General features: G+C 37.9%; 29 protein-coding genes and 2 tRNA genes. 17 read left to right on the top strand and 14 right to left on the bottom strand.

Annotated features, from left to right (window positions below):
* Positions 1-6: 6 nt before the first annotated feature.
* The 3 genes from argB to ACI3ES_RS10765 all read left to right on the top strand — a co-directional run bounded on the left by argB (position 7) and on the right by ACI3ES_RS10765 (position 2,000).
* The gene (argB, locus tag ACI3ES_RS10755; protein WP_114667138.1) at positions 7-741 is read left to right on the top strand and encodes an acetylglutamate kinase; all 735 of its coding nucleotides are present in this window, start codon (positions 7-9) and stop codon (positions 739-741) included.
* Positions 742-750: 9 nt separating this feature from the next.
* Positions 751-1,872, top strand: coding sequence for an aminotransferase class III-fold pyridoxal phosphate-dependent enzyme (locus ACI3ES_RS10760; protein ID WP_114667139.1), 1,122 nt, complete (start codon positions 751-753; stop codon positions 1,870-1,872).
* A 56-nt stretch (positions 1,873-1,928) separates the two neighbouring features.
* Positions 1,929-2,000, top strand: a tRNA-Asn gene (locus tag ACI3ES_RS10765).
* Positions 2,001-2,156: 156 nt separating this feature from the next.
* Here the strand turns inward: ACI3ES_RS10765 and ACI3ES_RS10770 are convergent.
* From ACI3ES_RS10770 to ACI3ES_RS10780, 3 genes are read right to left on the bottom strand one after another with little or no spacing between them, the layout of a single operon-like run.
* Positions 2,157-2,849, bottom strand: coding sequence for a cysteine hydrolase family protein (locus tag ACI3ES_RS10770; RefSeq protein WP_114667160.1), 693 nt, complete (start codon positions 2,847-2,849; stop codon positions 2,157-2,159).
* Positions 2,850-2,862: 13 nt separating this feature from the next.
* Entirely contained in the window at positions 2,863-4,200 is a 1,338-nt protein-coding gene (locus ACI3ES_RS10775; protein ID WP_114667140.1) for an APC family permease, read from the bottom strand.
* Between the two features lie 31 nt (positions 4,201-4,231).
* Entirely contained in the window at positions 4,232-4,966 is a 735-nt protein-coding gene (locus tag ACI3ES_RS10780) for a cyclase family protein (RefSeq protein WP_004913004.1), read from the bottom strand.
* 451 nt (positions 4,967-5,417) lie between these two features.
* On the opposite strand from ACI3ES_RS10780, the gene ACI3ES_RS10785 reads away from it, so the two are divergent.
* Entirely contained in the window at positions 5,418-5,885 is a 468-nt protein-coding gene (locus ACI3ES_RS10785; RefSeq protein ID WP_114667141.1) for a hypothetical protein, read from the top strand.
* 212 nt (positions 5,886-6,097) lie between these two features.
* Here the strand turns inward: ACI3ES_RS10785 and ACI3ES_RS10790 are convergent, their stop codons facing one another.
* Entirely contained in the window at positions 6,098-6,682 is a 585-nt protein-coding gene (locus ACI3ES_RS10790) for a hypothetical protein (RefSeq protein WP_114667142.1), read from the bottom strand.
* 321 nt (positions 6,683-7,003) lie between these two features.
* Entirely contained in the window at positions 7,004-7,261 is a 258-nt protein-coding gene (locus ACI3ES_RS10795; protein WP_242029728.1) for a hypothetical protein, read from the bottom strand.
* 50 nt (positions 7,262-7,311) lie between these two features.
* Between ACI3ES_RS10795 and ACI3ES_RS10800 the strand changes: the two genes are divergently transcribed.
* Positions 7,312-7,599, top strand: coding sequence for a bacteriocin immunity protein (locus tag ACI3ES_RS10800; RefSeq protein WP_004910369.1), 288 nt, complete (start codon positions 7,312-7,314; stop codon positions 7,597-7,599).
* 742 nt (positions 7,600-8,341) lie between these two features.
* A complete protein-coding gene (locus ACI3ES_RS10805) occupies positions 8,342-8,812 on the top strand; it encodes a helix-turn-helix domain-containing protein (RefSeq protein WP_114667143.1) in 471 nt (156 codons plus the stop codon).
* Positions 8,813-8,968: 156 nt separating this feature from the next.
* Here the strand turns inward: ACI3ES_RS10805 and ACI3ES_RS10810 are convergent, their stop codons facing one another.
* Complete coding sequence (locus ACI3ES_RS10810) at positions 8,969-9,835, bottom strand: helix-turn-helix domain-containing protein (protein ID WP_407631995.1); 867 nt, start codon at positions 9,833-9,835, stop codon at positions 8,969-8,971.
* Between the two features lie 338 nt (positions 9,836-10,173).
* On the opposite strand from ACI3ES_RS10810, the gene ACI3ES_RS10815 reads away from it, so the two are divergent.
* Positions 10,174-10,311 carry a hypothetical protein gene (locus ACI3ES_RS10815; protein WP_181809848.1) on the top strand — a complete coding sequence of 46 codons (138 nt, stop codon included), beginning with the start codon at positions 10,174-10,176 and terminating at the stop codon, positions 10,309-10,311.
* 17 nt (positions 10,312-10,328) lie between these two features.
* Entirely contained in the window at positions 10,329-10,922 is a 594-nt protein-coding gene (locus tag ACI3ES_RS10820) for a hypothetical protein (RefSeq protein ID WP_114667144.1), read from the top strand.
* A gap of 105 nt (positions 10,923-11,027) precedes the next feature.
* Here the strand turns inward: ACI3ES_RS10820 and ACI3ES_RS10825 are convergent, their stop codons facing one another.
* From ACI3ES_RS10825 to ACI3ES_RS10835, 3 genes are all read right to left on the bottom strand, one after another.
* Entirely contained in the window at positions 11,028-11,471 is a 444-nt protein-coding gene (locus tag ACI3ES_RS10825) for a hypothetical protein (protein WP_114667145.1), read from the bottom strand.
* Between the two features lie 4 nt (positions 11,472-11,475).
* Entirely contained in the window at positions 11,476-11,676 is a 201-nt protein-coding gene (locus ACI3ES_RS10830; RefSeq protein ID WP_114667146.1) for a helix-turn-helix transcriptional regulator, read from the bottom strand.
* 97 nt (positions 11,677-11,773) lie between these two features.
* The gene (locus tag ACI3ES_RS10835) at positions 11,774-12,763 is read right to left on the bottom strand and encodes a hypothetical protein (RefSeq protein WP_114667147.1); all 990 of its coding nucleotides are present in this window, start codon (positions 12,761-12,763) and stop codon (positions 11,774-11,776) included.
* Positions 12,764-13,026: 263 nt separating this feature from the next.
* On the opposite strand from ACI3ES_RS10835, the gene ACI3ES_RS10840 reads away from it, so the two are divergent.
* On the top strand, positions 13,027-13,539 hold the full coding sequence (locus tag ACI3ES_RS10840; protein WP_114667148.1) for a DoxX family protein: 513 nt from the start codon (positions 13,027-13,029) through the stop codon (positions 13,537-13,539).
* 81 nt (positions 13,540-13,620) lie between these two features.
* Here the strand turns inward: ACI3ES_RS10840 and ACI3ES_RS10845 are convergent, their stop codons facing one another.
* Positions 13,621-14,610: a D-2-hydroxyacid dehydrogenase gene (locus tag ACI3ES_RS10845; protein ID WP_317211334.1), complete on the bottom strand. Its 990-nt coding sequence runs from the start codon at positions 14,608-14,610 to the stop codon at positions 13,621-13,623.
* 50 nt (positions 14,611-14,660) lie between these two features.
* Positions 14,661-15,908: a tyrosine--tRNA ligase gene (gene tyrS / locus ACI3ES_RS10850; RefSeq protein ID WP_114667150.1), complete on the bottom strand. Its 1,248-nt coding sequence runs from the start codon at positions 15,906-15,908 to the stop codon at positions 14,661-14,663.
* A gap of 369 nt (positions 15,909-16,277) precedes the next feature.
* Between tyrS and ACI3ES_RS10855 the strand changes: the two genes are divergently transcribed.
* Positions 16,278-17,039, top strand: coding sequence for a DUF975 family protein (locus tag ACI3ES_RS10855; RefSeq protein WP_114667151.1), 762 nt, complete (start codon positions 16,278-16,280; stop codon positions 17,037-17,039).
* Positions 17,040-17,058: 19 nt separating this feature from the next.
* On the opposite strand, the gene ACI3ES_RS10860 is transcribed toward ACI3ES_RS10855, so the two are convergent.
* The gene (locus ACI3ES_RS10860; RefSeq protein ID WP_004915100.1) at positions 17,059-17,886 is read right to left on the bottom strand and encodes a glucose 1-dehydrogenase; all 828 of its coding nucleotides are present in this window, start codon (positions 17,884-17,886) and stop codon (positions 17,059-17,061) included.
* A gap of 122 nt (positions 17,887-18,008) precedes the next feature.
* Between ACI3ES_RS10860 and ACI3ES_RS10865 the strand changes: the two genes are divergently transcribed.
* The 4 genes from ACI3ES_RS10865 to ACI3ES_RS10880 are packed head-to-tail and all read left to right on the top strand — an operon-like array spanning position 18,009 to position 20,204.
* Positions 18,009-18,347, top strand: a complete 339-nt coding sequence (locus tag ACI3ES_RS10865; RefSeq protein ID WP_004915101.1) for a PadR family transcriptional regulator — start codon at positions 18,009-18,011, stop codon at positions 18,345-18,347.
* On the top strand, positions 18,344-19,693 hold the full coding sequence (locus ACI3ES_RS10870) for a DUF4097 family beta strand repeat-containing protein (RefSeq protein ID WP_114667152.1): 1,350 nt from the start codon (positions 18,344-18,346) through the stop codon (positions 19,691-19,693). Before ACI3ES_RS10865 ends, ACI3ES_RS10870 begins: the two co-directional genes overlap by 4 nt.
* A 32-nt stretch (positions 19,694-19,725) precedes the next feature.
* A complete protein-coding gene (locus tag ACI3ES_RS10875) occupies positions 19,726-19,920 on the top strand; it encodes a hypothetical protein (RefSeq protein ID WP_004915105.1) in 195 nt (64 codons plus the stop codon).
* Between the two features lie 20 nt (positions 19,921-19,940).
* Positions 19,941-20,204, top strand: a complete 264-nt coding sequence (locus tag ACI3ES_RS10880; protein WP_114667153.1) for a PspC domain-containing protein — start codon at positions 19,941-19,943, stop codon at positions 20,202-20,204.
* Between the two features lie 37 nt (positions 20,205-20,241).
* Here the strand turns inward: ACI3ES_RS10880 and ACI3ES_RS10885 are convergent, their stop codons facing one another.
* Positions 20,242-21,126 (bottom strand): alpha/beta hydrolase, encoded by an 885-nt coding sequence (locus ACI3ES_RS10885; protein WP_114667154.1) that lies wholly within the window; start codon positions 21,124-21,126, stop codon positions 20,242-20,244.
* A 147-nt stretch (positions 21,127-21,273) separates the two neighbouring features.
* On the opposite strand from ACI3ES_RS10885, the gene ACI3ES_RS10890 reads away from it, so the two are divergent.
* From ACI3ES_RS10890 to ACI3ES_RS10900, 3 genes are all read left to right on the top strand, one after another.
* Positions 21,274-22,734 carry a glutamate--cysteine ligase gene (locus ACI3ES_RS10890; protein WP_114667155.1) on the top strand — a complete coding sequence of 487 codons (1,461 nt, stop codon included), beginning with the start codon at positions 21,274-21,276 and terminating at the stop codon, positions 22,732-22,734.
* Positions 22,735-23,024: 290 nt separating this feature from the next.
* The gene (locus ACI3ES_RS10895) at positions 23,025-23,798 is read left to right on the top strand and encodes a 2-keto-4-pentenoate hydratase (protein WP_004915116.1); all 774 of its coding nucleotides are present in this window, start codon (positions 23,025-23,027) and stop codon (positions 23,796-23,798) included.
* 36 nt (positions 23,799-23,834) lie between these two features.
* A tRNA-Ile gene (locus ACI3ES_RS10900) sits at positions 23,835-23,905 on the top strand.
* Here ACI3ES_RS10900 and ACI3ES_RS10905 read toward each other — a convergent pair.
* Positions 23,906-24,904 carry a YeiH family protein gene (locus tag ACI3ES_RS10905; RefSeq protein ID WP_114667156.1) on the bottom strand — a complete coding sequence of 333 codons (999 nt, stop codon included), beginning with the start codon at positions 24,902-24,904 and terminating at the stop codon, positions 23,906-23,908.
* Positions 24,905-24,959: the final 55 nt, after the last annotated feature.

The raw sequence follows: 24,959 nt of genomic DNA on the forward strand, positions 1-24,959 counted from the left end.
AAAACTATGAAAAATATTCTGATTAAAATCGGCGGTAACGCTGCCAGCCAACTCACACCTGCTTTTTTTGAAACGATTAAGCATTGGCAAAAAAATAATTACAACATCACAATCGTTCATGGTGGCGGTGACAGTATTTCATCACTGATGACCCAACTCAACGAACCTGTTGTCAAAATTGATGGCATTCGTCAAACAACACCGGCTGGGCTTGCTATCACGAAGATGGCATTGTTGGGCCAAGTTCAGCCAGATTTAGTTGAAGCATTCCGTCATCATGGTTTAAGCGCCATTGGTCTCAATGCCGGGAGTAATCAACTTTTGACTGGCCATTATATCAACCAAGAGGTGTTTGGCTTGGTTGGCCAAATTGATCAAGTTAATAGTCAATTAATTCAGTCACTTTGGCAGCAAAACTTGATTCCAATCATTGCACCACTAGCTATCACTAATCAAGGCCAGTGGCTCAATGTCAATGCCGATAGCGCCGCAACTGCGGTTGCAAAATTTTTAAAATCTGATGAACTGTACTTGTTAACTGATGTGTCTGGCATTGAAGTTCACGGTAACATTTTGCAACAACTCACACCACAACGTGCTATTGAATTACAGACTGAATCTGTCATTCATGGCGGTATGTTGCCAAAAGTCAACAGCGCGTTTTCTGCCGTTAAAAACGGTGTTAATGCGGTTCATATTACTAATACCATTGCCAGTCATGGCACAACCATTTCAATGTGAGGCATTCCAATGACCCTTTTCCCAAATTACAAACGCGCGCCGATTACATTTACCAAAATGTCCAATGCAACTTGGACTGATCAAACGGGTGCCGACTATATTGACCTATCGAGCGGCATTGGTGTCTATAATGTTGGTGCTAATAACCCAACTGTTGTTAATGCTTTAAAAACGCAAGCAGATCTTTTCTGGCATTTGCCTAATCTTTATGACAATCCACTACAAAAAACTGTCGCCAACAAACTCGGCGGTTCAGAGTATACTGTTTATTTTGCAAATTCTGGGGCTGAAGCCAACGAAGCAGCCATCAAATTAGCCCGTTTGGCCACCAAGCGCCCAAACATCATCTCGTTTACTAATTCATTTCATGGCCGGACTTATGCCGCCATGTCAGCAACTGGTCAAGACAGCATTCATCAAGGTTTGCCTATGCTGGACGGCTTTTTGTACGCTGAATTCAATCACATTGAAAGCGTTAAGGCCTTGTTAAATGATGATGTAGCTGCCATTATGTTAGAATTGGTGCAAGGTGAAGGTGGCGTTGTTCCTGCAGATTCAAATTTTGTCAATCAACTTGTTGCTCTGGCACACGAACACCACACGTTGATTATTGTAGATGAAGTTCAAACTGGCATTGGGCGCACTGGAACTAAATTTGCATATGAACAATTTGGTTTTACACCCGATATTGTAACTAGCGCTAAAGCTTTAGCAAATGGCTTACCAGTGGGCGCAATGCTTGCCAGAAACCAATTTGCGCCAGCCTTAAGCTATGGCACACACGGATCAACTTTTGGGGGTAACCCTTTAGTCATGGCTGCTGCCAGTGCCACACTTGATGAACTCGACACAATTTTACCCACGATTTCTGATAAAATTGCCATTTTATGGGATAAATTAGCTACTTTTTCACAATTAGATGCTGTAAATGATGTCCGTGGCTTGGGAATGATGGCAGGAATTTCATTAAATATACCTGTTGCCAAAGTCGTCACTGATTTACAACAGCAACATGTTTTGGCCCTCAGTGCCGGTCACAACACGCTTCGCCTCTTACCACCCTTAACAATACCAACTGAGCAATTGTTAACCGGGTTGGATATTATTAAGAATTCTCTTTCAAAAAAATAAATGTTGACAAATTTTTTTAATCTTGGTATACTTTAATAGTTGATTATTCAACTAATTGCTCCATAGTTCAGCGGTAGAATAACGCACTGTTAATGCGCAGGTCCCTGGTTCGAATCCAGGTGGAGCAGTATTATAATTATCCAATATTACTGAGTATCTGAATACTCGTAAAACTTAACATAAAACCCGATAACTTAGACGGAATGTGATGTCCAAGTTATCGGGTTTTATGTTGTTAAAATATTTAAGTGAATACAGCATGATGTGCCGCTTAGGGAATGTAATCATGGATTAATTAAGTCTAAAACTTCTTTTGTATTTAAGACGCTACAATAAACACCATTCATAATAGTTAGCTCAGCGTTATGCAATGCCATTGATCCCGCAGCACAACAATCTTCAACACAAATTACTTGGAAACCGTCGTCCGCTAATCCTCTTACGGTAGAAGCAACACACTGGTCAGTCACAATTCCAGTTACAATCACTGTTTCTACGCCCATATTACGTAAAAGTTGTAGATAATTAGTTCCTGTGGTCACACTGTCCGTCGTCTTATTCACAACGATTTCATTTTTTTGTGGCTCTAGCTCGTCAATCATTTGCGCTGCAAAACTATCAACATGTAGATTAATACCATTCCAACCATCTGATTTTTGGACTGCTGAACGATCCGCCCCGTCATCACGCAATGATGCAATACGGCCGTATGTCACAGTCATATTATAATTTCGAAAATGTTGTAAAAGTTTCACATTGTTTGGAATCACTATTTCATCTAATCGATCATGAAATGGTATCCATCTTTCCCATACACCTGCCTCTTTAAATTGCTGTGCTTCACCATAATCCCTTAGAATAAATTCGTTCTGCATATCAACAATTAGTAGCGCTATCGTGCCAATGTTTACTTTAATTTCTGGAAAAACATCATCTTGATAGTAAAAAGATTTAAATTTTTCTCTTGTTGTACACATAGATGTCATTCCTTTAATGTTTTTCTCCAAAATCAAATTGTGGTGTTGCTAATTTGAAGAACTTTGTTTGATACAAGAGTATTCCTAAACCTATAATTAACCATGCCATACCCGTAAACTTTGATGCCATATCCAAACTAACAAAAATCCACAAACTGACACCAAATCCGATTAATGGTGAAATCAAATATTTTATAAATTTTACAACAGAAAATGTAAAATCTTTAATATAAAACTTCCAAATAACTGCCCCATTTAAACACATGAAACCAAATAATGCACCAAAGCTAACTAAGTTACCCACAGTCGTTAAGTCTAACAATAGTGATAATATTAACGAAACAATACCTACCAAAATAATGGCAGTCCAAGGTGTACGATACTTAGGTTTCAGCTGTCCTAATGCTTTTGGCAATATGCCATCACGCCCCATAGCAAACAAAATTCGGGAAATAGCAGTTTGACACTCTTGTCCACTTGCTAAACCAAATGATACAATCATCGTCCACTGAACTAATTGCGTTAACCAGGCACCTCCTACTTTATCAAGTATCGTAATAAAAGCTGTATCAGGGTTCAAAGAAGCATAATTTGGCACAACAAATCCTGCAAAAAGTGCCGTAATCACAAATAGCGTCCCTACTAATAGGATAGATAAAATAACCGCTTTACCAACTGACCGTTGTGGATCAGATGTTTCCTCCGCTAAAGTCGAAATAGCATCAAATCCCAAATAAGAAACAATGACCAAACTTGTTGATGATAGTACACCAGAAATATGAAATTCTTTAGGGTTATAAAGCGAAACAGTATTAACTTCAATTGTGCCATCAAACAACAACTTGATTGCACCAACAATGAATGCAATTAACACGAATAGCTGCAAGCCAAAAAGGATCCAGCTTACTTTAGAAACAAAATCAACACCTATCATGTTGATAACAGTGTTAATAATTACTAAACCAATAATCCAAACATAGTTAGGTATATTTGGAAAAAGCGATGTACCAAAAGAAGCTGAAACCAACATACAAACTGTTGGTAACAAAATGTAATCTAACGTAATTCCCCATCCTGCTATAAATCCAAGCGGTGCACTAGCCCCCTTTTGAACATAAGTATAGACTGAGCCAGCATAAGGAAACTTTCCCGACATAGTCGCATAGCTAAAGCCTGTAAAAAGCATGGCTACCATACCAATCAAATATGCAAGCCCTACCATCCCATGAGCAGGAGCCAAAAAAGATCCATAATAAGCCATGGGTGCCACAGGAATCATAAATATGATGCCATAGATAACTAAATCTTTGACTGTTAACGTACGCTTTAACGAATTATTTTTTTGTTCCATATACTTAATTCTCCATGACTTTACTCATTAATTATGGTAAATAGGCAATAACCCTTGTTGGAAAACCCGGAGACTCCTCAAATTTTGGCGTCATAACAGAAATAATTGCACCAGTTGCAGGTACCTCGTCCAAATGGGTTAACATCTCGACTTGATAATGTCCTGACTGCAAGGCCAATGCCTCAGCTGCAAAACCTTTTGTTGGCTGATTCACAGCAGTATCCGTATCATAAGTTTCGTGCCCGTTAGCAACTGCATGGCGCGTTTCGTAAATATATTCAATAGCCTCAACTGACCAGCCTGGATAGTGATTTTGTCCCGCATCATCTGGATTTTCCATTAATTTCTGGTTTGGCCAACGTTTAGACCAATCTGTTCTAAGCGCAACAAACGCGCCTTCTGGTATATTGCCATTTTCATTTTCCCATTCTTTAATATCATCGACTGTTAATGAATAATCTGGGTTTTCCTTAACTACTTCTGATTTATCGATGACAACCAACGGTGCTATCAAATCTTTTAAAGGGATATCAGAAACCCATTCTCCGCTTTCAGCTCCAAAATGAATTGGAGGGTCAATGTGCGTAGCATATTGACCGACAAAATTGTACTCTTTAACAAAAAAGCCATCCTCTTCACTGGTAAAGATTGTTTTTGCAGAAGCTGGCTTAAAAGCTGGGAAATGAGGTGAATTTGCACCAAATTCATGTGATAAATCTACCCATTTTTTCTGTTTTAGTTCTTTGAGAAATTCTTGAATTGACATAACACTGTTTGCTCCTCGTTTATTATTTTTATGTAAATATATTAATTAACATTATAATAATTTTTACCAATAAAAAGCAGATTATGTAAGTTATTCTGACATTTTGGAAATAATTTAATTAAATTATTATTATCTATTTCTAAAATTTAAATCAACTATTTTTCGAAATAATATGCCAAGAATTTTAGGTTTTAACAAACAGAGAGAATAGACTTAGAATAAAGTTTAAGTGGTTAACCATCTTCAGCTATTAAAAAGAGAGCATGGTAGTTAGCTTCTAGGATAGTTCTGTCACAAGCTAACAAAAAAGAATGTGCTTATTTGTAAACACATTCTCTCTAACATAATTAAATCAATTTTTACTTCAAATGTTATTTTTATTTTTTTTGTAATATGGCAGAATATTTAATGTTGCTGACGCTTTCAGTTTTTAGAAGGAGATATATTTTTCATGCCTACAAATATCAAGCAAAATACTATATTTGCAATTTTCATGGCCACCTTAATGAGTTATTTTATGATTAATTACAATAAATTTTTATTGGGTGCGCCACTTAATAGAAATCTGTTTTATTTTCCAGTAAAACAATATATTGTTGTCTTACCTATTGCTGTTGCATTTTCTGTTTTGTTTGTAAATAAAGGTGCTAAAATAATAGCTCTAAGGTTTGTCGAGCCCGGCAATACTCATCCTTTTAAAGTCAAAAGTGCTTTTACTTTTGCACATGTTATATTCATGGCCCCATTAATGAGTTTAGTTTCTAGTGGTATTTGGAGTGATATGACGCTCAGAGATTTTTTGTTGACTTGGCCAATCAAAATTTTACAAAACGCGCCATTCGCTTTTATGATTAATATATTTATCGCTGCTCCAATCGTAGGTTTTATATTTAGAAGAATAAAGCCTTATATCAATTGATTATTAGTATTTTAATTTATTGTTGTACTAAAAATGAATCATTTCTTACCGACTGTCAAAGTTAGACCAAAAATCTAACGTTTGACAGTCGGTATTTTTATGAGTAAATATAGTTTGAAATGGATTCAAAAATACTCAAACGAGACAAGTATTTTCGTTGTCTGATGTTGAACTGATGCCAAGTAGTTGGATAAAATAATAAAAGTTTGACATTAATACATTTGCCTTATTGTCTCTGAAGGCTTCAAATCCAAAAACTCATATCCTGTTCCCACAATAAATTTTGTAAATCCTAGATCGTTTATTGCAGCAACAATCTCATACTCGTTTTTAAATAACGGTAGTCGTTTAATGTTTAAAGGATCAACCACTTTTAGGTTTTTCGGCGGATTCGTGACAAGTTGCCAAGCACCTAATGCACTCATAAAATTGAAATAATAATTATGACCACTTTTGTCTTCAATGGTCAGCAAGGTTAAATACATCGGTCCTTCATTAGCGCCACCAGCCATAAAATTTTGATAATTAACCTTTTTAATTAAAACAGTAGCTTGTGACACATCTGCTATATCAATTGACAACTTTTCTTTATTTTTTTCAGTCACTATTATTTTATCGGTCGTGATAGTTGCACTCATGAATCGATTAAAAATCTTTGAAAACGTACCATTATCAGGGTAAAACTGCCCATTGAGTTGCATCGCCCACAACTCAATAAAGCGATCATAAACCAACACCAGATTATCAGGAATTGACAAAATAGGTGGATTTTTCATTACTGTTTTTAGATCTTTCATTTGTGTTCTCCCTTAGTGTTAAACATTTCAATCTCGAAATATCACCTATATATAGTTAAATATAACACTTTATGTGAATTCATTACTGTGAATTTTGATATATTAACCGTTATGTGTTAAAAAATTGAAATATGTCATGTTTTTACTGCTCTAAAAAGTTCATTCTGGAACTAAAACAAAAAATTTTGAAATAATAGAATGAACAATTATTAAAAAAAGCTTAATAATGTCTACTTAAAAATGATTATCAAATAATCTAGTTTATTGTCCACAGGATTATAGATGATTAGCATACTATGTATTCTACTTTCTCAATGGCAGTTACGGTATAAAATAAACACTACTAGTTAATAGTAAAACACGCAATCCCGCACCAACATAGATGCCAGTTTGCTCATCAATATTATTGCTAGTTACTCCCCTAAAAATAGCAATGCTCAAAAAATACATAAAAGCAGTGACAATTGCAAGTAAGGCCCATTTATTTGTATATAAATTAACAGGTTGCTGTACTGTTGAAAATAAAACGAATAATGCAATCATGCCTATAATTAAAGCAGTCACTTTATACATTGGCATTGCTAATGTTCGATAAAATAATATATAATCAGGTGAAGAGGACTTTAGTTATGTCTAATGACATTGATTTGTTAAATCAAATTACCGATTTAATTTTAGATAAAAATATTAATTCAGAAGAACGGCATGCGCTACTAGTAGCAAAGTTAAATTTAGAAAAACATCAATACTTACCTAAAATCATTTCTGATTTAAAAGCCAGTTTAACACCACTGGCTATGAAAAATAGTCTTTCTGCAGCATTATCCCCGTTTTATTTGCAGATAACAAGTCAAGAATTTGCTGACAAATACCAAGGTTTGGGCTATGGCCTTGGTATGAATTTTGGTAGCCACTAAACCACAAGAACATCATTTGGCTACACCCAACCGTTCTGAATTTGTATTCTTAAGAAGCAATGATATCTTTTAACAAGCCATATTTTGATTGTTAGCTTGCACGGCGTATCTTGGTACAGTGATGATAAGGGCCCTTGGCTGAATACCATTAAGCATTAGTCCTTATTATAGAAAGGTGCTGAAACAATGAAGCATGAAACATATATATCTATCTTGATGGCAGCGTTATTGTTTCCTAGTGCTTTTTGGCTTATAACACTTGTTGATTATACGGCTCAAATAAACACAACAATAATTATCACGATATTAGCTCTGCCAATTATAATATTTTCTGCTTACAAAATTTTTAAAAAATAACTTAGCATGGAAAGATACCTTAATTTATAGTGTCTAAAATTCACCTAGCATATCCAATATCATCTTTCGGCTATGTTAAGCCAGTAAAAACAATCAGCATACCCTTTTCATTTAAATCCTATATGTCTGTATTAGAAAATGGATTAAATGAATTACGAGGACCAAACATCTTTTTATCATATTTCATGTACTGATCTGAGTTCCCAATATCACTGCGATATAGTATACGAGATAGTTAAGCAAAGGTCGAGCAAGTATCCTTTTGCATACTGATTTCATGCTTTTAATAGTGCTTTTTGCTGTTTTTTTTGCTTTCTATCAGTAGCAAATTTTATTTGCTTTATTTATATAAGAAGAATTGTAATAATAAGTTTAGGAGAACATTATGAACTTTGGACAAAAATTAAAATCAGCTCGAATGAACATGAATCTAACACAACAAAAAATCGCCGATGATTTTTTCATCACCAGACAAACAATATCAAGTTGGGAAAATAGCAATAGCTATCCCGATATTATGACCCTAATTAAACTAAGTGATTATTTTGGATTTTCTTTAGATGAAATATTGCGAGAAGACCGCAATATGCGCTTATTTCTGGAAAAGCAAACAGTTAGAAGTGATTTGAGACCGGTCTATCGGAATATAGTAGTGATTGTGGTTATTCTGTTGGTGATAGAGTTGTTAGACTTATTCAACGTTATTAAGTTTGGCTGGATTGGCTGGGTAATCTGGCTCGTCTTCTTGCTTAACGTTCGCGTATTATCTATGTTAAACAAATTCGATGAGTCAAATACGATGGACTTTAAATATCCTTGGCAAAAAACAATCAAAAAATTTTTGAAATCTAAGTAAACATGCTTTTTTTAAGTGTTGTGGTCAAAAATAATCAATATCACTTTCAATTGTCATAATCAAAAAGCCGATGAGATGTCATTCTCATCGGCTTTTTTGGTTTTGGTAAAATCTACCTCTCTCGTTCTGACATGTTACCACTAATCATCTACTTCCCTATGCCTTATTTGGCTTGAGTATACTTTCTATAAAATAAAGAATATCATGATATTCTTTCGTATATCCAAATCGTTTAAATACCGCTAAATCATCAAGCATATCATCATATATTTGTTGATCGAACCCTTGTTTTAAACTAAAAAGTTTTGAGTAGGTTAAGTAGTAGATTGTGTCAGTCAAGGTTCTAGTGTCTAGGGAGACAAATTTTTCAAAGGCTTGCAAATATAATTGCGCATCCTGCATATTATTTCTGTCAAATGCTAGCACCGTGGCATTATGGGCGTACGCTATTTGCAAATAATGCTTTTGCACAGCGCTAAAAGGCAGTTGATCTAATGAACGGATCATTCTGTTATGGTAGCTCCGAATAAAAGTATCATCAAACAAAAACAAAACATCAAGATACATCAAAATGTCATTTAAAAACCACGTTTCAAAACCAAATAAATAATTCTGAATTTCATACGTTATTTCTTCACGATTTTCTAACGGCAAATTATTAATCTTAGCATAGACCGCTTGAACGCGTAATGCGTTGATTTGGTGCTTTTTAATTTTCGTCTTGTCATATAAAAGCAACTCTTGATTGATTAAGGTTTGACTATTTTGTTCATTATAGTAAGCTGCATACAACTTTTTCTGATAGTCCTGAGAATCAATCAAGCCATCAGGATTGGCCAACATAAAAAATTCCGTCGGATGAATATCAAGTTTATCCAAAGAACGTAATAAAACATTGGCATCAATATTGCCAGATTTCTCCATTCGCGATAATGCTGCTTGTGATGTAATATCTTGGGCCAACTGCTGTTGACTCAATCTTCTAGAGACTCTAATTTTTTTCAGCAATTGTCCTTGATTCATACTCATCCCCCACCCTCACAATAAATTTTATCCGATTTTGCATAAAATGTTGTGCGTTATTATTTAAAGCATATCATACACTTATACAGTTTATTTGCAAAAAGAACATGAAGAGAGGTATAACATATGCACTTTTTAATGACTCTATTTTTCCCATGGCTTCCCACTGGTGGCCTGTAATAAAAACTAAAAATATTATTCTGCCGTTGAAAAAACCTTAAATAATATGGCATGATGACAAACCCTCAACTTGGATTGCCATTTTTTGTCGTGTTAAGTAATACCCGATTCACAGGGCCACGTCGCGTTCACTGGCTCGGGCATATTCACGAAAACCTATGAAGATTTTAACGTCGACACTGGAAAATATACAGTCAAGCACAACGACCCGCATTGGCGCTAAGAAATTGAAGCCGACAATAACGGCTAATAATCATTTTACACACTATTCATACCTATTTGATAAATACGATTAATTGGAGCAAAACCATTTATGATTGATAACCTCTATACATCCTTACCAATAGCTTCTATCAAAGATAACGTCACCATTTTTTTCGTCGACGCTTCAATGACTGACAAATTGGAAAGCTTGTATTTGCACTTTATTTCGGAACTACCGCGAGTTAATCCAACATACGCCACCTTTTTAAAGAAAAAATGGCATCAAATTGCCTTAATTTTTTTAGTGGAAACCATACTGGTCACCACGTTGATTATGTTTTGGTTAGTCGGTGGGCAATTAAACTTCAGCTTAATAATGTTATCAATGATGCTATACGGCGTTGTGATTTGCTTAGCGCTTTTCCGATTAAGGCAATACAGATTATTGAAGAAAGGTACTTTTTTATTTGCTGATTATCACCAAAACGGCTTTCAATGGCCCAAAGATAATGTTCCTGTCAATCAGCCATGGCAAGTTTTATATGTGCTGGAGTTTGACAACCATTTCGTCATCCATCTAGTACTTGAGGTGTCGTACGTGCTAATGCTAAAACGCCGCGCAATTTATATTCCTAAATCAAAATTATCTTTAGCTGATGTACGCGCATTACAAGAATCAAGCATCAGAGTGACTAGAAATTAGTGCTTATCCTACGCCTAAATAACTTTTAACGATAAAAAGCAACCAATTGATAGCAAGCGTTTCGCCACTTCGCTATCAATTAGTTGCTTTTTCTGCTAGGCTAAGCTATTGCTGATCGTATTTATGCCACAATACATAGTATTGAATGTCCGGAATGATAAATGCGCAAGCAATCCAGCCATTCAAAACATAAAATAATACTGCCATTGACAAACTATTCATACCCCATAAGATGCTTAATAGTATCCACAATGCTATAACTAGCAAAAGAAAAGTATTAATGAGCGCACTATGCACTTTTAGTGCAATGTCTCGATCCCGCTCATCCTTGGCAAAATACAATTCATCTTTTTGGTTGAACACTTGAACATGATATTTTCTTGAGACAGAAACCATCTCAAAAAGGGATGCTAAAATGGACACTAATATTGTCACCATGGCAATTTGGTGCATATTATTAATCATCAAAATAGAAAACAAAACAAACCCTATTTGCCATATTTTGTTCATCCAGAACGTAAAACGGACTATTTTCTTACTATCACTCATATTATTATTCCTCCACATTATTAACAAACAATTCATCAACCGACGTATGCAAAATATTAGCCAAATCAAAAGCAAGCTTGAGTGACGGATCGTACTTATTATTTTCGATGGCATTAATTGTTTGCCGTGTCACGCCAGTCAAGGTTGCTAGCTCTGCCTGAGATATTTTATTGGCCGATCTAAAATCTTTGATATAATTTTTCATCTTAGTCCCCTACAAAACAAAAATGTAAAACATGTTTTACACTTATAGTAAAACATCTTTTACATTTACTGTCAACCTTAAATTTTATTTCAACACATCAAGACAAACGAATACTCTGTAATCTCTTGACGAGATTACAGTATTGCGCGCGATCCAAGTCTTCTTGTTCAAAGTCATTTTTGCATATTGCTAATGTTTCTTGTCCGGAGCTTGTCAATGCAATTCCCGCAGACATTGCTGCGTCTAGCGATTCTAAAATATTATGCGTAAATTCTCGTATGCGTTCTAAAGAGGCATCTTGGGTAATCATCGTCGCGATCACGCCTTCCACATCATCAAAACGCGCCATTACACCAATAAAGTCTGACGGTCTAGCAGCTGTATGAATCATCATGTCAATTTCCTGAAAAAATTCCACAACTTCAGGCAAACTTTCAGCATCATAATGAACAACTTGATCGTGTAATTCAGCTAATACATCAAATAAATAGCCACGCATTTCCTGTTTAAACTGTGGTAACACATCATGAAATTGCTTAATCAAACGCCGCCATTCATCAATCGTCAGGATTCTTGGCGTTGTATATCCTGCCCTTAACGCATTATATTGTGCAGCAATTAGTGAATCGCTTTTAGCTGGTTCAAATGCAGCCAAAATATCAGCCGCGACACGACGCAACTGGGTAGCCGTCACATTTTGAGAAAGTGATAGCTGTTCAACCAAAGTTCGCAACTGTTTTAAATGGGATGAGACTTGATCGACGGAATTTTCATCCCCAAGCGCGCTTACTTCTGTAATTAATTGATGATAAAGTGTTAAATATTCAGGATTTTCAGCAACTTGACGTCGCATTGCAAAATCATCAACACCACGCAATAAACCACCAGCAAATTGTCTCAATTCAGCAGGTTGCAAGACTGTGCAAGTCCAGCCTTCTCGTGTCGCAATTTGTTTTTTAGCGTCAGTAGCAGCTTTAGTCAAACTATGTCCAGTAACATTCATATCAGCTAAAACCTCAGCCGCGCTACCTCGGGCTTGATCATCCATCAAAGCCTCATTTAAATTGATGACGTGATTTTTTACCATAAATTCTACCCCCATTCACGGTCATTACTTCAAGTGTATCGAAAATAGTTACCCTTTTTGTGACTACTTTGTGAAAAAACTGACTATAATTCAGGCATATTTGACAGACACACTCACATCAATCTTATCAACTATTTTTCATGGGCTTATTTCGAAATTTTAAGACTAAACAAATTGTTTGACATTTCACAAAACACTCTGTATACTTACTATTTGTAATTGATATTACAAATTGAAATTAAATATATTTAGGAGAGAATATTATGATTCAATGGCTACGCAATTCCAAAATTGCAATGGGAATTTTGACTGTTTTACGTGTTTACTTAGGTTACCAGTGGACGCTTGATGGCTGGGGAAAAATCACAGCAAAAGGTGGCTTTGATGCCTCTGGTTTGATTATGGGTGCCATTAAAAACCCTGTATTAACTCCAGATAAAACAGCTGCTTTCCCTTGGTATGATTGGTTCTTAAATGTTACGACCAACCACGGTCAATCAACGGCTGCCTTTTCATTTTTAGTCGCTTGGGGTGAATTGCTAGTTGGGCTAGGTTTGGTGTTTGGTACGTTAACCTTAGCAGCTGCTTTCTTTGGTCTCGTTATGAACTTTTCATACCTTGGCGCCGGCGTTGTATCAGTGAATCCAACGTTCATTTTCATTGGGACTTTGCTATTAATTAGTGGTTACAATTCAGGCAAAATCGGTTTGGACCGCTGGGTAACCCCATTCCTACGCGCTAAGCTACCATTTTTACAAAACGACATTAAACTTTAAACGTCGAAAAAAAACAGTGATTATTGACTATCAATAATCACTGTTTTTTTAGTCATTGCATCACTTTTTAGTTTGCTGAGCTTATCTCAAAATTTCATTTTCGGTGAAACCACCATTTACCATGATTACTGCATCATTTAGTGCCATTTCAACCATATTTTTAATGGCCGTATTCGTGTAAAAAGCAATATGTGGTGACAACAAAAAGTTATCATAAGCTACTAACCGTTGGATATTTTCTGGCAATTCATCAACTGTTTGCTTTTGGTCCATGAAGTCATTTTCATTTGGTGCCACATCAAAAGCAGCGCCCGCTAATTGACCGCTGGCTAATGCTGATTCTAAAGCTGTCATATCAACAATTTCACCACGCGCAAAATTTAACATGATGGTACCCGGCTGTACTTTTTCAAAAAATGCGCGATCTGCCAGTCCACGTGTCTCATCATTTAGTGGCGTATGAAAGCTAATCACATCGGCACGACGCAATGCCTCATCTAATGTCGTATACGTCACAAATGGTTCATTTTGAGCGCGGTAAACGGGATCTACTCCCAATACTTGTGCGCCAAGCGCGTGCAACATTTCTGCCAAAGCAGTACCAATGCGACCCACACCAATAATTGCCACTGTGAGGTCATGAATTTCACGCGCCTGTCCACCAGCAGCCCAAGTGTAATCCCCTTGTGCCATAGCACGGTCGAATTTTTTATTATGACGAATCAGATTAAATAACTGCGTTAACGTATACTCAGCAATGGCACGTGGCGAGTAGGCCGCAACATTTGATAAGCGCACATGATTGGCAAAGGCAGCGGGCAAATCAAAAACATCATAGCCCACTTGGCGCAGGGCAATTTGTTTAATATTAAGTTGTGATAATCGCTCATAAACTGGTGGATTAACTGATGTCGTTTGTTGTGTTGAAACTGCATCAAAACCACTAGCACGATCAACGGTCTTTTCGTTGAGTGGTTGGTCGATTGTGACCACTTCGTGCCCCGTTTTTTCAGACCACTTCTTAACGTATGGCAATTCATCGGCTACGGCGTTATACATTAAAATTTTCATGATATTATCCTTTCAAAAAAGCACGACCGTTAAGTTGGCCATGCTAAAAGTTATTGTACTTTACCCAAGAAATACTTTTTCTTACCACGACGCACTAACACAAATTGACCGTCATAGTGACTTGCAGGGTCAATCACTGCCTCAAGGTCTTTGATCTGCTCACCATTAATTCTGATGGCACCATTGGTTACATCTTCACGGGCTTGACGTTTAGAGTTTTCTATTTGCCCATCAACCAAAAAATCAACGATGTTTTTAGGTGCTTGTTCAATCTCAAAGCTTGGTACACCACCAAAGGCATCCGCAATTTCATCAGCGGACAAGTCGGCAACATCACCACTAAACAAAGCTGCTGACAAACGTTCTGCCTCTTCAACAGCAGATTGTCCATGAACAAACTTTGTCACTTCTTGCGCCAAGCGACGTTGTGCTTCACGCGCACCCGGATTTTCTTGTGACGCTTTTTCAAGTTCATTAATCTCATCAACCGATAAGAAGGTGAAGTATTTGAGGTATTTCACAACATCAGCGTCGCTTTGGTTATACCAGAACTGGTAGAACGTATAAGGTGACGTTTTTTCAGCATCTAACCAAATGGCATTGCCTTCAGACTTACCAAACTTCTTACCAGTGGCGTCCGTCATCAAAGGAATTGTCAAACCAAACGCCTTTGCTTCGTTACCTTCAATTGCATGAATCAAATCAATCCCGGACGTGATATTGCCCCACTGATCTGAACCACCAATTTGCAATTGAACGTTGTGTCGACGCCACAATTCATGAAAATCAATACCTTGCAGAATTTGGTAGGTAAATTCAGTAAATGAAATACCCGTTTCCAAACGTGAAGCAACGACATCTTTTTTCAACATGACATTAATTGAGAATAACTTACCATAATCACGCAAAAAGTCTGTCAGCGTCAGCTTACCCAACCAGTCATTATTATTAACAATTTGTGTGTCACCAGCACCAAATAATTTCGTCACTTGCGCTGTAATACCTTGCTCGTTAGCAGCGAGTTGTTCTGGTGATAACAATTTACGTTCAGTTGTCGGACGTGGATCACCAATAGCGCCTGTCCCACCACCAATAATGATAACTGCTTTACCACCAGCATTTTGGAAACGCTTTAGCACCATAAATGGAATCAAGTGTCCCAAGTGTAATGATGGTGCTGTCGGGTCAGTTCCAACATAAGCGCCAATTTTGTCATTGCTCATTGCTTCTAACAAACCGGCTTCGTCCGTTACTTGGTTGAGGGCGCCACGCCATTTCAAGTCTTCAATAAAATTCATCAGTATCTCCTTGTTTTAAAATCATTTTTAACAGCAAAAATCGCCCTAATCTGAATAGAATAGGACGATTTTCACCGTGGTACCACCTAAATTGTAAGTCATCGGACTCACCACTTAATATTGCCTTATCGCGGCCTACGTCATTGTCTAAACGTTGTGTAACTCAACAATATTTTCGGATTAGCTCACAGCAACCGCTAACTTTCTGATACACGCCTAATATTGCCTTTATCAACGTAATGAATATTTTTATTATACCAGAATTTCATTCTAAATAGTAATTTTTAATCTTTAATTAGATAGTGGTATTTTTGTGACCATTTTCGACTATGTTATAATTGAATATATTACGTCAGAGGGAGAACTGATATGAATTCAATTCGAGAAATTAAACACGCAGCTTGGTCGCGCGTCACACAAAGTTTTGGCGCGGCGTTTTTGCTAGCACTGATTCCGGTTATCTTAGAGTTTGGCAGTAGTGCCGCCACTGCAAGGGACCAATTGCGCAATACCGATACTGTCGCATCAACTGGTGGCAGTATTGGTAAAAGTGTAGCAGTTGATGCTGGCACTATTATCACAATTATTGTCGCTGTTTTAATCAGCCTAATCATTGTCTTTGCAATTTTAGCATTATTCATTGCTTTAATTGAAATGTTTTCAGAAAGCTCGACCGTTGGTTTCCTTACTTGGTCTGAAGAAGACGAGAAACCCGCCAAGCCTTTCGTTGCTGGCTTAACACTAATCAATGGGACAGTTTATAAAATTGCTTATGTTCGTGCCATCTATTCAATGCTTTGGGCATTGCTATTCATTGTCCCGGGTATTATCAAGTCATTTAGCTATTCACAGGCAATCTTAATTTACCGTGATGATGTCCAAAACAACCGTGAAATTCGTACAGCACGTCAATATTTGAAAGCATCAGCTGAGATGATGAATGGTTATAAGGGGCATCGTTTCTTGCTTAGTTTAAGTTTGATTGGTTGGTCAATTTTGACAGCCTTAACTGGTGGATTTTTAGCTATCTTCACTACACCTTATTTCTTAGCAGTCAATGCTTCATTCTATCAAAACCTACGTGGTTTAAGAGATGCGCAACATATTAATGATAAGAGTACAGTCTTGTGAGCAATCACAAGGCTTTTTTTTAACCCTTACCACCTTGAAATTCATTATATAAGGTAATTCCGCCATCAATGTAAAGTGTTGTCCCCGTAATATAACTTGCCTCTTTAGAAATTAACCACATGGCGGCGTTAGCCACGTCAATCGGGTCACCAATTTTTTTCATTGGAATCATATTAGTCGTTTCTTGCTTGACAGCAGGATTTTTAAAGCGCTCTGCATTGATTGGCGTATCAAGTGCACCCGGCGAAATCGCATTAATACGGATACCACGTTCAGCATACTCCAGAGCAGTTGTCTTGGTAAACATCAACACACCAGCTTTTGCTGTGGCATAAGACGCGTATGTTGGCCACGGAATCGTATCATGTATCGACGAAATGTTAATAATGTTACCTTGAATTTTGTGCGTCAAAAAGTGATTAATTGCAATTTTTGACCCTAAAAATACACCATCCATGTCAACGTGTAATACCCGCTGCCAGTCATCATAGCTCACCAAATGCGTCGCTTCTTGTATTTCAAACCCTGCATTATTAACCCAAACATGAATCTCACCAAAATGTTGGATTGCGGTGTCATAAATTGCTTGAATGCCCGCCTCAGTACCAACATCAGCTTGCACCGCAACTGCCCGACCGCCAGCAGACTCGATTAGTTGTAACAATCCGTCAACGACATTTTGTTTGGCGTTTAAGTAATTAACGACAACGTTCATTGCTTCAGCACCAGCATGTCGAGCAATAGCTTCGCCGATACCAGAAGAGGATCCAGTTACCACAATGGTTTTTCCTGACAAATCAGGATACCGCGTATGAGGGTGATTATTTTGTGTTGTTTGTTGTGTCATAAGACTAACTCCTTTTGAGCATTATTATACACAGAAAATATGATTTTTTTGTAAAATTAAGTAAATTACTTTGACAAGCACAGTAGTTTATTATATTATATAAGTATACGAGGTAATTTACTATGGAAATATCAAAAGATCTCATTCGAGGTCACACTGATACGATTATTCTGAATATCTTAAATCAAGGTGATTCTTACGGTTATCAAGTTTCAAAATCTATTCGACAATTGTCAGACCATCAATATGAACTCAATGAAGCAACCCTTTACACTGCTTTTCGTCGACTTGAGAAACTTGGTGATATTGAGAGCTATTGGGGCGACGAAACACAAGGCGCACGTCGAAAGTATTACCGTATCACCTCACAAGGTCAAGACCATCTAGCCACGGCGCTAGATGAATGGCGATTTGCTAAAAAAGTGATCAGCAATCTGATTAGTGGGAGAATCGAATTATGACATCAATAGAAATGGAAATTAGAACACGTTTAGATGTTATTTTTTCAAAATATACACCGAACGCTCAGCTAACCGAGTTCAAAGAGGAACTAGTCGCTGATTTAATTGAGGCTTATCAAGACTTTGCCAAAACTGACCGTTCTCATGACGAAGCATTGGATGATACTTTTGATCAGCTCGGTGATATTGATACTGTTTTGAAAGAATTAAGCGAACAAAAATCAGCAACCAAAGATGATACACAATCAGATGAGCAGGAACAAACAACCGAAAACAGCAAACGGTCATTTGTAGATATCTCTGATGAAGGCGTACACATTGGAAATCTTCATATTAACAGCAAAGGGGTTCGCCTTGGTGACGATATTGTCATTGACGGCGAACACGACAAAGTGCAATTTGGCGACTGGCTACATGTTGATCATGAAGGTGCACGAGTTGGTGACAAGTATTATCAATTTGAAGGTGATCAAGGTCATTATGATTTTGAAACGCATACACTTAAGGAACCATTTTGGACCAAAGCACATCACAATATCACGATTCCAACAAGTGACAAACCATTCATTTTTGATTACAAGGACGCCAGCGTCAGTTTTTATACCAATGACAAAACTGATTTAATCACGGTTGATGAATACTTCAGTCGCGACAATGCCCGTTACTTTGCCCGTATCTCAGAAACAGATGATCATGTCCTCATTTCACAAGGCGATCATCCAATGCTTTTCCATGTCAAAACTGCGATTCAAATTGGCTTACCACAAAACTTCCACGCCGGAAGAGTGACGACAATCAACCATTCAGGAAGTCTATATGTCAACAGCATTGCACTTGAAGAATTCAACGTCAGTGTGTATTCTGGCAGTTTCAAAGCACAACATATTACAGCCAAAAGTGGCCTTTGGCGGGTCACTTCTGGGACGATCAAAGCCAGTGACGTTAAGTTTGAAACTGCTGAAATTGAAAATAAATCAGGCAGTATCAAATTAGAAAAAACTGTCATCAATGACGCTACCGTGTCGGCACATTCTGGTTCAATTCGTATTGACGATTTTGTTGGGGGCGGTCACTTTAAAGCTAACTCGGGCGCAATCCGGTTACGCCTTTCAAAATTGACGCGTGATTTAACTTTAAAAGCCAATTCTGGTTCAATTCGCGTTACCGCACCAAACAATCAAGATTTCAACTTTGAATTATCAGCGCATTCTGGCAGTGTGTCTGTTGGGCGCAGTAATATTCATTTCGACCAAAATACTGGCAGCTACAAACGCGGATTCGTTGGAATAGATCCCGAGTTTGCCATAGAAGCACAAGCTAATTCGGGTACTGTTAAAATTTATTAAGGAGTGTACGGTCAAACGTACAATATCATCACATGAAAGAACACTACAATCATATTCACGTAGGCCACGATCATGGCCTGCAGGCTTACGGCGTTGGTTTCCTATTAGCTGGCGGCATTCAATTTGCGACATCTCACGATTGGTGGTCAACTTTGTGGCACGCGTTCTTAAGTTGGGGCTACATTGGTTACTATATTGCCGAAGTCGTTCAAAAAGTTATTCATTAAAAACAAGGAGAAATATCATCATGGCTAAAAATAAAAAATTAACACGTTCACGCAACAATCGCTTAATTGGCGGTGTTCTCGGCGGATTAGCTGAATATTTTGGTTGGGACGCAACACTTGTCCGTGTCATCTTCGTTTTTGTATCATTCTTTTCAGCTACTTTCCCGGGTATTTTGGTTTATATCCTAGCATGGATCTTAATGCCTGATGCACCAAAAATGTCTCACTATTACTCTGATCAGACGAGAAAAGACGTCACACCAGATGATACTGATCGTCCATAATAAAAAAAGATTGATGATTTAACGCATCAATCTTTTTTTATTGTCTTATAAAAGCTAACTTTTGCTGATAAATATCATCAGTATCAAAATCACTGGGTCCGTGATGAGCACCAGACACCCAAGTTGTTTTGGCTGATTGACCAACGATATCACCATATTCTTGCGCTAATTTGACACTTTGTAAATACGGTACAACATCATCCGCCGCCCCTGCCAACAAATACAGTGGTGGCATTTTTTGACTAAAATAAGTCGCCGGATTAGCTTGTGCAACCAGTTCTGGCACATCAGCCGGTCGCTGATTATTTAACATAATGCCTTCAAATGACAACTTTGAACCAGTCTCGGAGAATTTTGGTGTTATGCCTAATTTTTCAAACTGTGGCACAAATTGATCAACTTGGTAAGGTCCGTATAAGCCAATTACATGCGAAATTTGAGGTAACTCACCAGATGTTGCACCTTCCGGTTTTTCACCTAACATAACACCACCCGAAATACTGGCTGCAGTCAAAACGGCCAATTGAGCACCACTTGACTCACCAATCAACACCACATCAGTCATATTTAACCCATACGTTTCAGCATGAGCAACTAAAAATGACAGTACCGCGCGAATTTCAGCAATTTGATTCGGAAAATGATTCGTGTGAACGGTATTGAGCGAATAGTTTGGACTCACAACGGCGTAATGATCAGCTAAAAATCGCAAACTTGGTTGTAATTTGTAAGAAGACTTTTCCCCACGTAATAAGCCCCCACCATAAATATCTACAATAACCCCAACTGTATGTTGCGTTTTTGGTCGGTAAATATCAAGCTGATGACGCGTACCGCTAGCATAATCAACATCACGAAAGACCGTTATATTATCCGGCACTTTAGCCGGAACGTATTGATAAATTTTATCTTTGAATAACATACCCTTATTATAGTTTGGGGCGTATCTTAATACAAATATTTCGATTACAAAGGTTGTATCAAACGCTTATTCTAAAATACATATTTCACCCTTTTAAAACGTAAATGCGGTAAAATGAGGTAAATATCATTGTTGGGGTAACATTATATGTCCGAAAATCTTGACCACTTAAAACGCAATCATTTCCTTGACCTATTATTTGCTGGGCGCTTTGGAATTGAAATCGAAGAACACCGCGTCCAATTAGGACAACCGCGGTTATCGCAGCATCCCCACTCACGCAAACTTGGCACTCGAAAAACTAATCCTTACTTCCAAACTGATTTTTCAGAGAGTCAAGAAGAGCTGGTGACTGCGCCTAAACATGCTTCAAAGGATGCTTTAGCCCATCTACATGAATTGCAAACCATCTTGAGCAATGAACTAGCAGAAGATGAAATCATTTGGCCACTTTCTATGCCGCCTCATCTCAATGAAGACGATGTTGACTTCTTATTGACACACTTTGAACGCCCATGGTATCAAGAATATCGTGAAGAATTAATCGCTCGCTATGGTTATTATCAACACATTATGACCGGCGTGCATGTCAATTATTCACCAGCTGATAATTTGATTGATTGGTTTGGATCCCAACATCATATTCAATCCTATCCAGCTGCCAAAAATCGGTTATATTTCCAAATAGCGCAACAAGTCACCGGTTATCGTTGGCTAATAACCTATCTATTTGGCGCAAGTCCTGTCACTGAAAACAGTGCTGACAACTTACCCAATAATCGACTCGATATCCAGCCAGTACGTTCTTGGCGTGCCAGTGATTTTGGCTTTGCTAATCGTCCCGAAATTTTAGTGGATTATTCAGATTTTGAAACCCATATTCGCCAAATTAGACAATACATTGCCAATGGTGATTTCTATGACAAAAGCGAGTTTTACGGTCCGGTCCGACTTAAAGGCCCCGGAGAAATTGAAGATTTAATCCAAAATGGCGCTAATTACATGGAATTTAGAATGTTTGATACAGATCCATTCTCATTAGACGGTATCTCCCAAACCGCTTTGAGTTTTCTACATCTGCTGATTATCGACGCAATTGTTAACCCACAACCTTGGCCAAAACACACTGCCGAAGGTGCACGCGCCTTTAACCATGTTGTAGCATTGGCACACCCAGATGAACCACTTAGCAGCACAGCTACCCAACACGCTCGTAATTTGTTGACACGCTTAGCAGAAATTGTTGCCGTATCACCAGCTGATTTGCGTGACGATTTTAATCAGGCGTTAGATTATGCCAAAACGGCATTAGATGATCCAAAACAAACGATTGGTGCTCGTCTCGCTAGCTTCATTAAAAATGACTCACTAACCACCTATGCTGTAACACGTGGGCAAGCCATTTTAAAAACACATCAACAAGCCAAAGATAATTTTGTTTTTGTACCAAAAAACCTACAAAAAACTTATATTCAAGCGCACAAGCTTGGCTTTAAAACACTCATGCGCGAGGATAATCACTTACAAGTCACTTATGGTGACAAAGTTTGGGCTTTTATGAGTGACGAAGACCTCACAAAATATCTGCCAAATCATGTCGAAAAATGATTTTAAAATGAGAAAAGTAAAATTAACATTGCTTTTCTTTTTTTATTGTTTTATAATTAATCACATGAACAAGCAAATGACTTCACAAGTAAACAACACAATTATCAACGCGATTATTATTATTTAGTAATCGGGTTGTTATTTTGCGTAACGACTCGCTGCATGCCTGTCGTTACGGTTTCAAGTGACTTAAATCTCATTTGATAGCGTAGCTGCTATTGAATGAGATTTTTTATTTGCCATAGCACAGTGACTACCACTTTGGTAGCACAATATCTCGGAGGAAAATTATGACGACATCACAAGAATTAGCTAACCATTTATATCAGGCTTTCGCCACCAATACGCCACTTGACCGCGACGCTTTTGTTGGCGTTGTCAACAGTTTTGAAGAGGCGTATCAAGTACAAGATGCTGTTCTTAAACAAAAAGGTGAACCAGTCGCCGGCTATAAAGTGTCATTGACATCACCTGAAACACAAGCGATGTTCGACTCAGATTCCCCACTTTATGGTGGTCAACTGGCCAACAAATTCTTACCTTCTAATACTAAATTTCACCTGAGTGATTATAATGAACCACTTGTGGAAGTTGAAATGCTCTTCACAGCCAAAGAAGATCTCACGCCCGACATGACACCGGAAGAATTGCTACAACACACAACCGTCGCACCAGCACTGGAATTGCCCGACGCGCGCTTTGCCAATTGGTTTCCAAAATTAGACAAATATTTAGTTTTGAGTGACACTGCTGTCGGTGGTGCTGTTGTTTATGGAACGGCTCGTGACGGTGCTGACTTGACACTCAAAACACTAGCTGATGTAAAAGCTGTTCTCACCCACAATGGTGAAGAAGTAGCCAGTGGTCAAGGATCTGAAGTACTTGGCAACCCTGTTTTCTCTTTGAAGTGGTTAGTAGGCAAATTATTTTCACAAGGCAAAAAATTCCCTGCGGGAACACATGCTTCAACCGGCACATTTTTACTACCACCATCTTTGACAGCTGGTACTTGGTCAGCGCAATTTAGTGACGATTTTGGCACTGTCACTGTCGAAGTCGACTAACAAAAAAAGATGTTTCACATGAAACATCTTCTTCATAGGCTTGTAGCTCAATGGTAGAGCGTTGCGCTGATAACGCAGAGATAGAGGATCATTCCCTTTCGGGCCGATTAAAACAAAACATGAATTAAAATAACCGCCAAAACAATCTGTACGAAACCTGTGACCAAACCATAACTCAAGAACTTGCTACCAGATTTCTTAATAATATCCAGTTTCAAGTTTAGTCCAATTCCTGCTAAGTTAACAACACCGAAGAAACCAGAAACTTCTTTTGCCCCTAACGTCAGCAAATGTGGCATTGGCAAAAAACTATTGACTAACAGCAAAACAACGAAAGCAATGATGAACCATGGAATTTTAAGCCCTTTTGAAGCAACTTTTGTCTCACCGTTTCCTTGGTCACGCTTTTGTGCCATCTTTGCAAATACCAAGACAACGACCGTTAACATGATAACCCGCAACATTTTAAACAAAGTCGCATAGGTCACAACTGTTGGGTTAATTAAGGCCGCCGTTCCAACAACTTGACCAACTGACTGAACAACACCACCAACTAATGCACCTAATAATAAATTATGATTGCCAACTAAATGCGGGCCAACAACTGGCAGCAATAGCAATAACACCACACCAGTTAAACTAACAGTCGCAACTGCTGTGCGCCGTTGATCATCATTGGCACCAATGGCCGGCGCCACCGAGGCAATGGCGCTTGAACCACAAACCGCATTTCCAGCTCCCATTAACATGGCTGACTTATCACTGACCTTAAACAGTCGGCCGCCCATCCATAGCACAATAACAATTGTTAATGTCATTTGAATTAGAATAAAGGCCAACCCGTTGATGCCCAAATTCTCGATGGTTCGCAATGTTACGGTCAGTCCCATCAAAGCAATACCAATTTCAATCGGATATTTTTCCGCCCATTTCATCCCCGGTGCAAATGAACCGCGATTTAACACAGTGTTGCCTAATAAAATACCTAACAACATCGCAATCGCTTCTGCGCCCAAAAAAGGTAACCAGTTCGCCAAAATTTTAGCGACAAAAGACAAAATTAAGGTAATGATAATACCCGATACCATATTTGCTTTTATTTTCATGTTCTCTCCCGTCAATCCTTAAAGTTATAATACAGATAATATTACCCCTGCATTT

This window comes from Leuconostoc falkenbergense (assembly GCF_045801155.1).
In the GTDB taxonomy this organism is placed as follows: domain Bacteria; phylum Bacillota; class Bacilli; order Lactobacillales; family Lactobacillaceae; genus Leuconostoc; species Leuconostoc falkenbergense.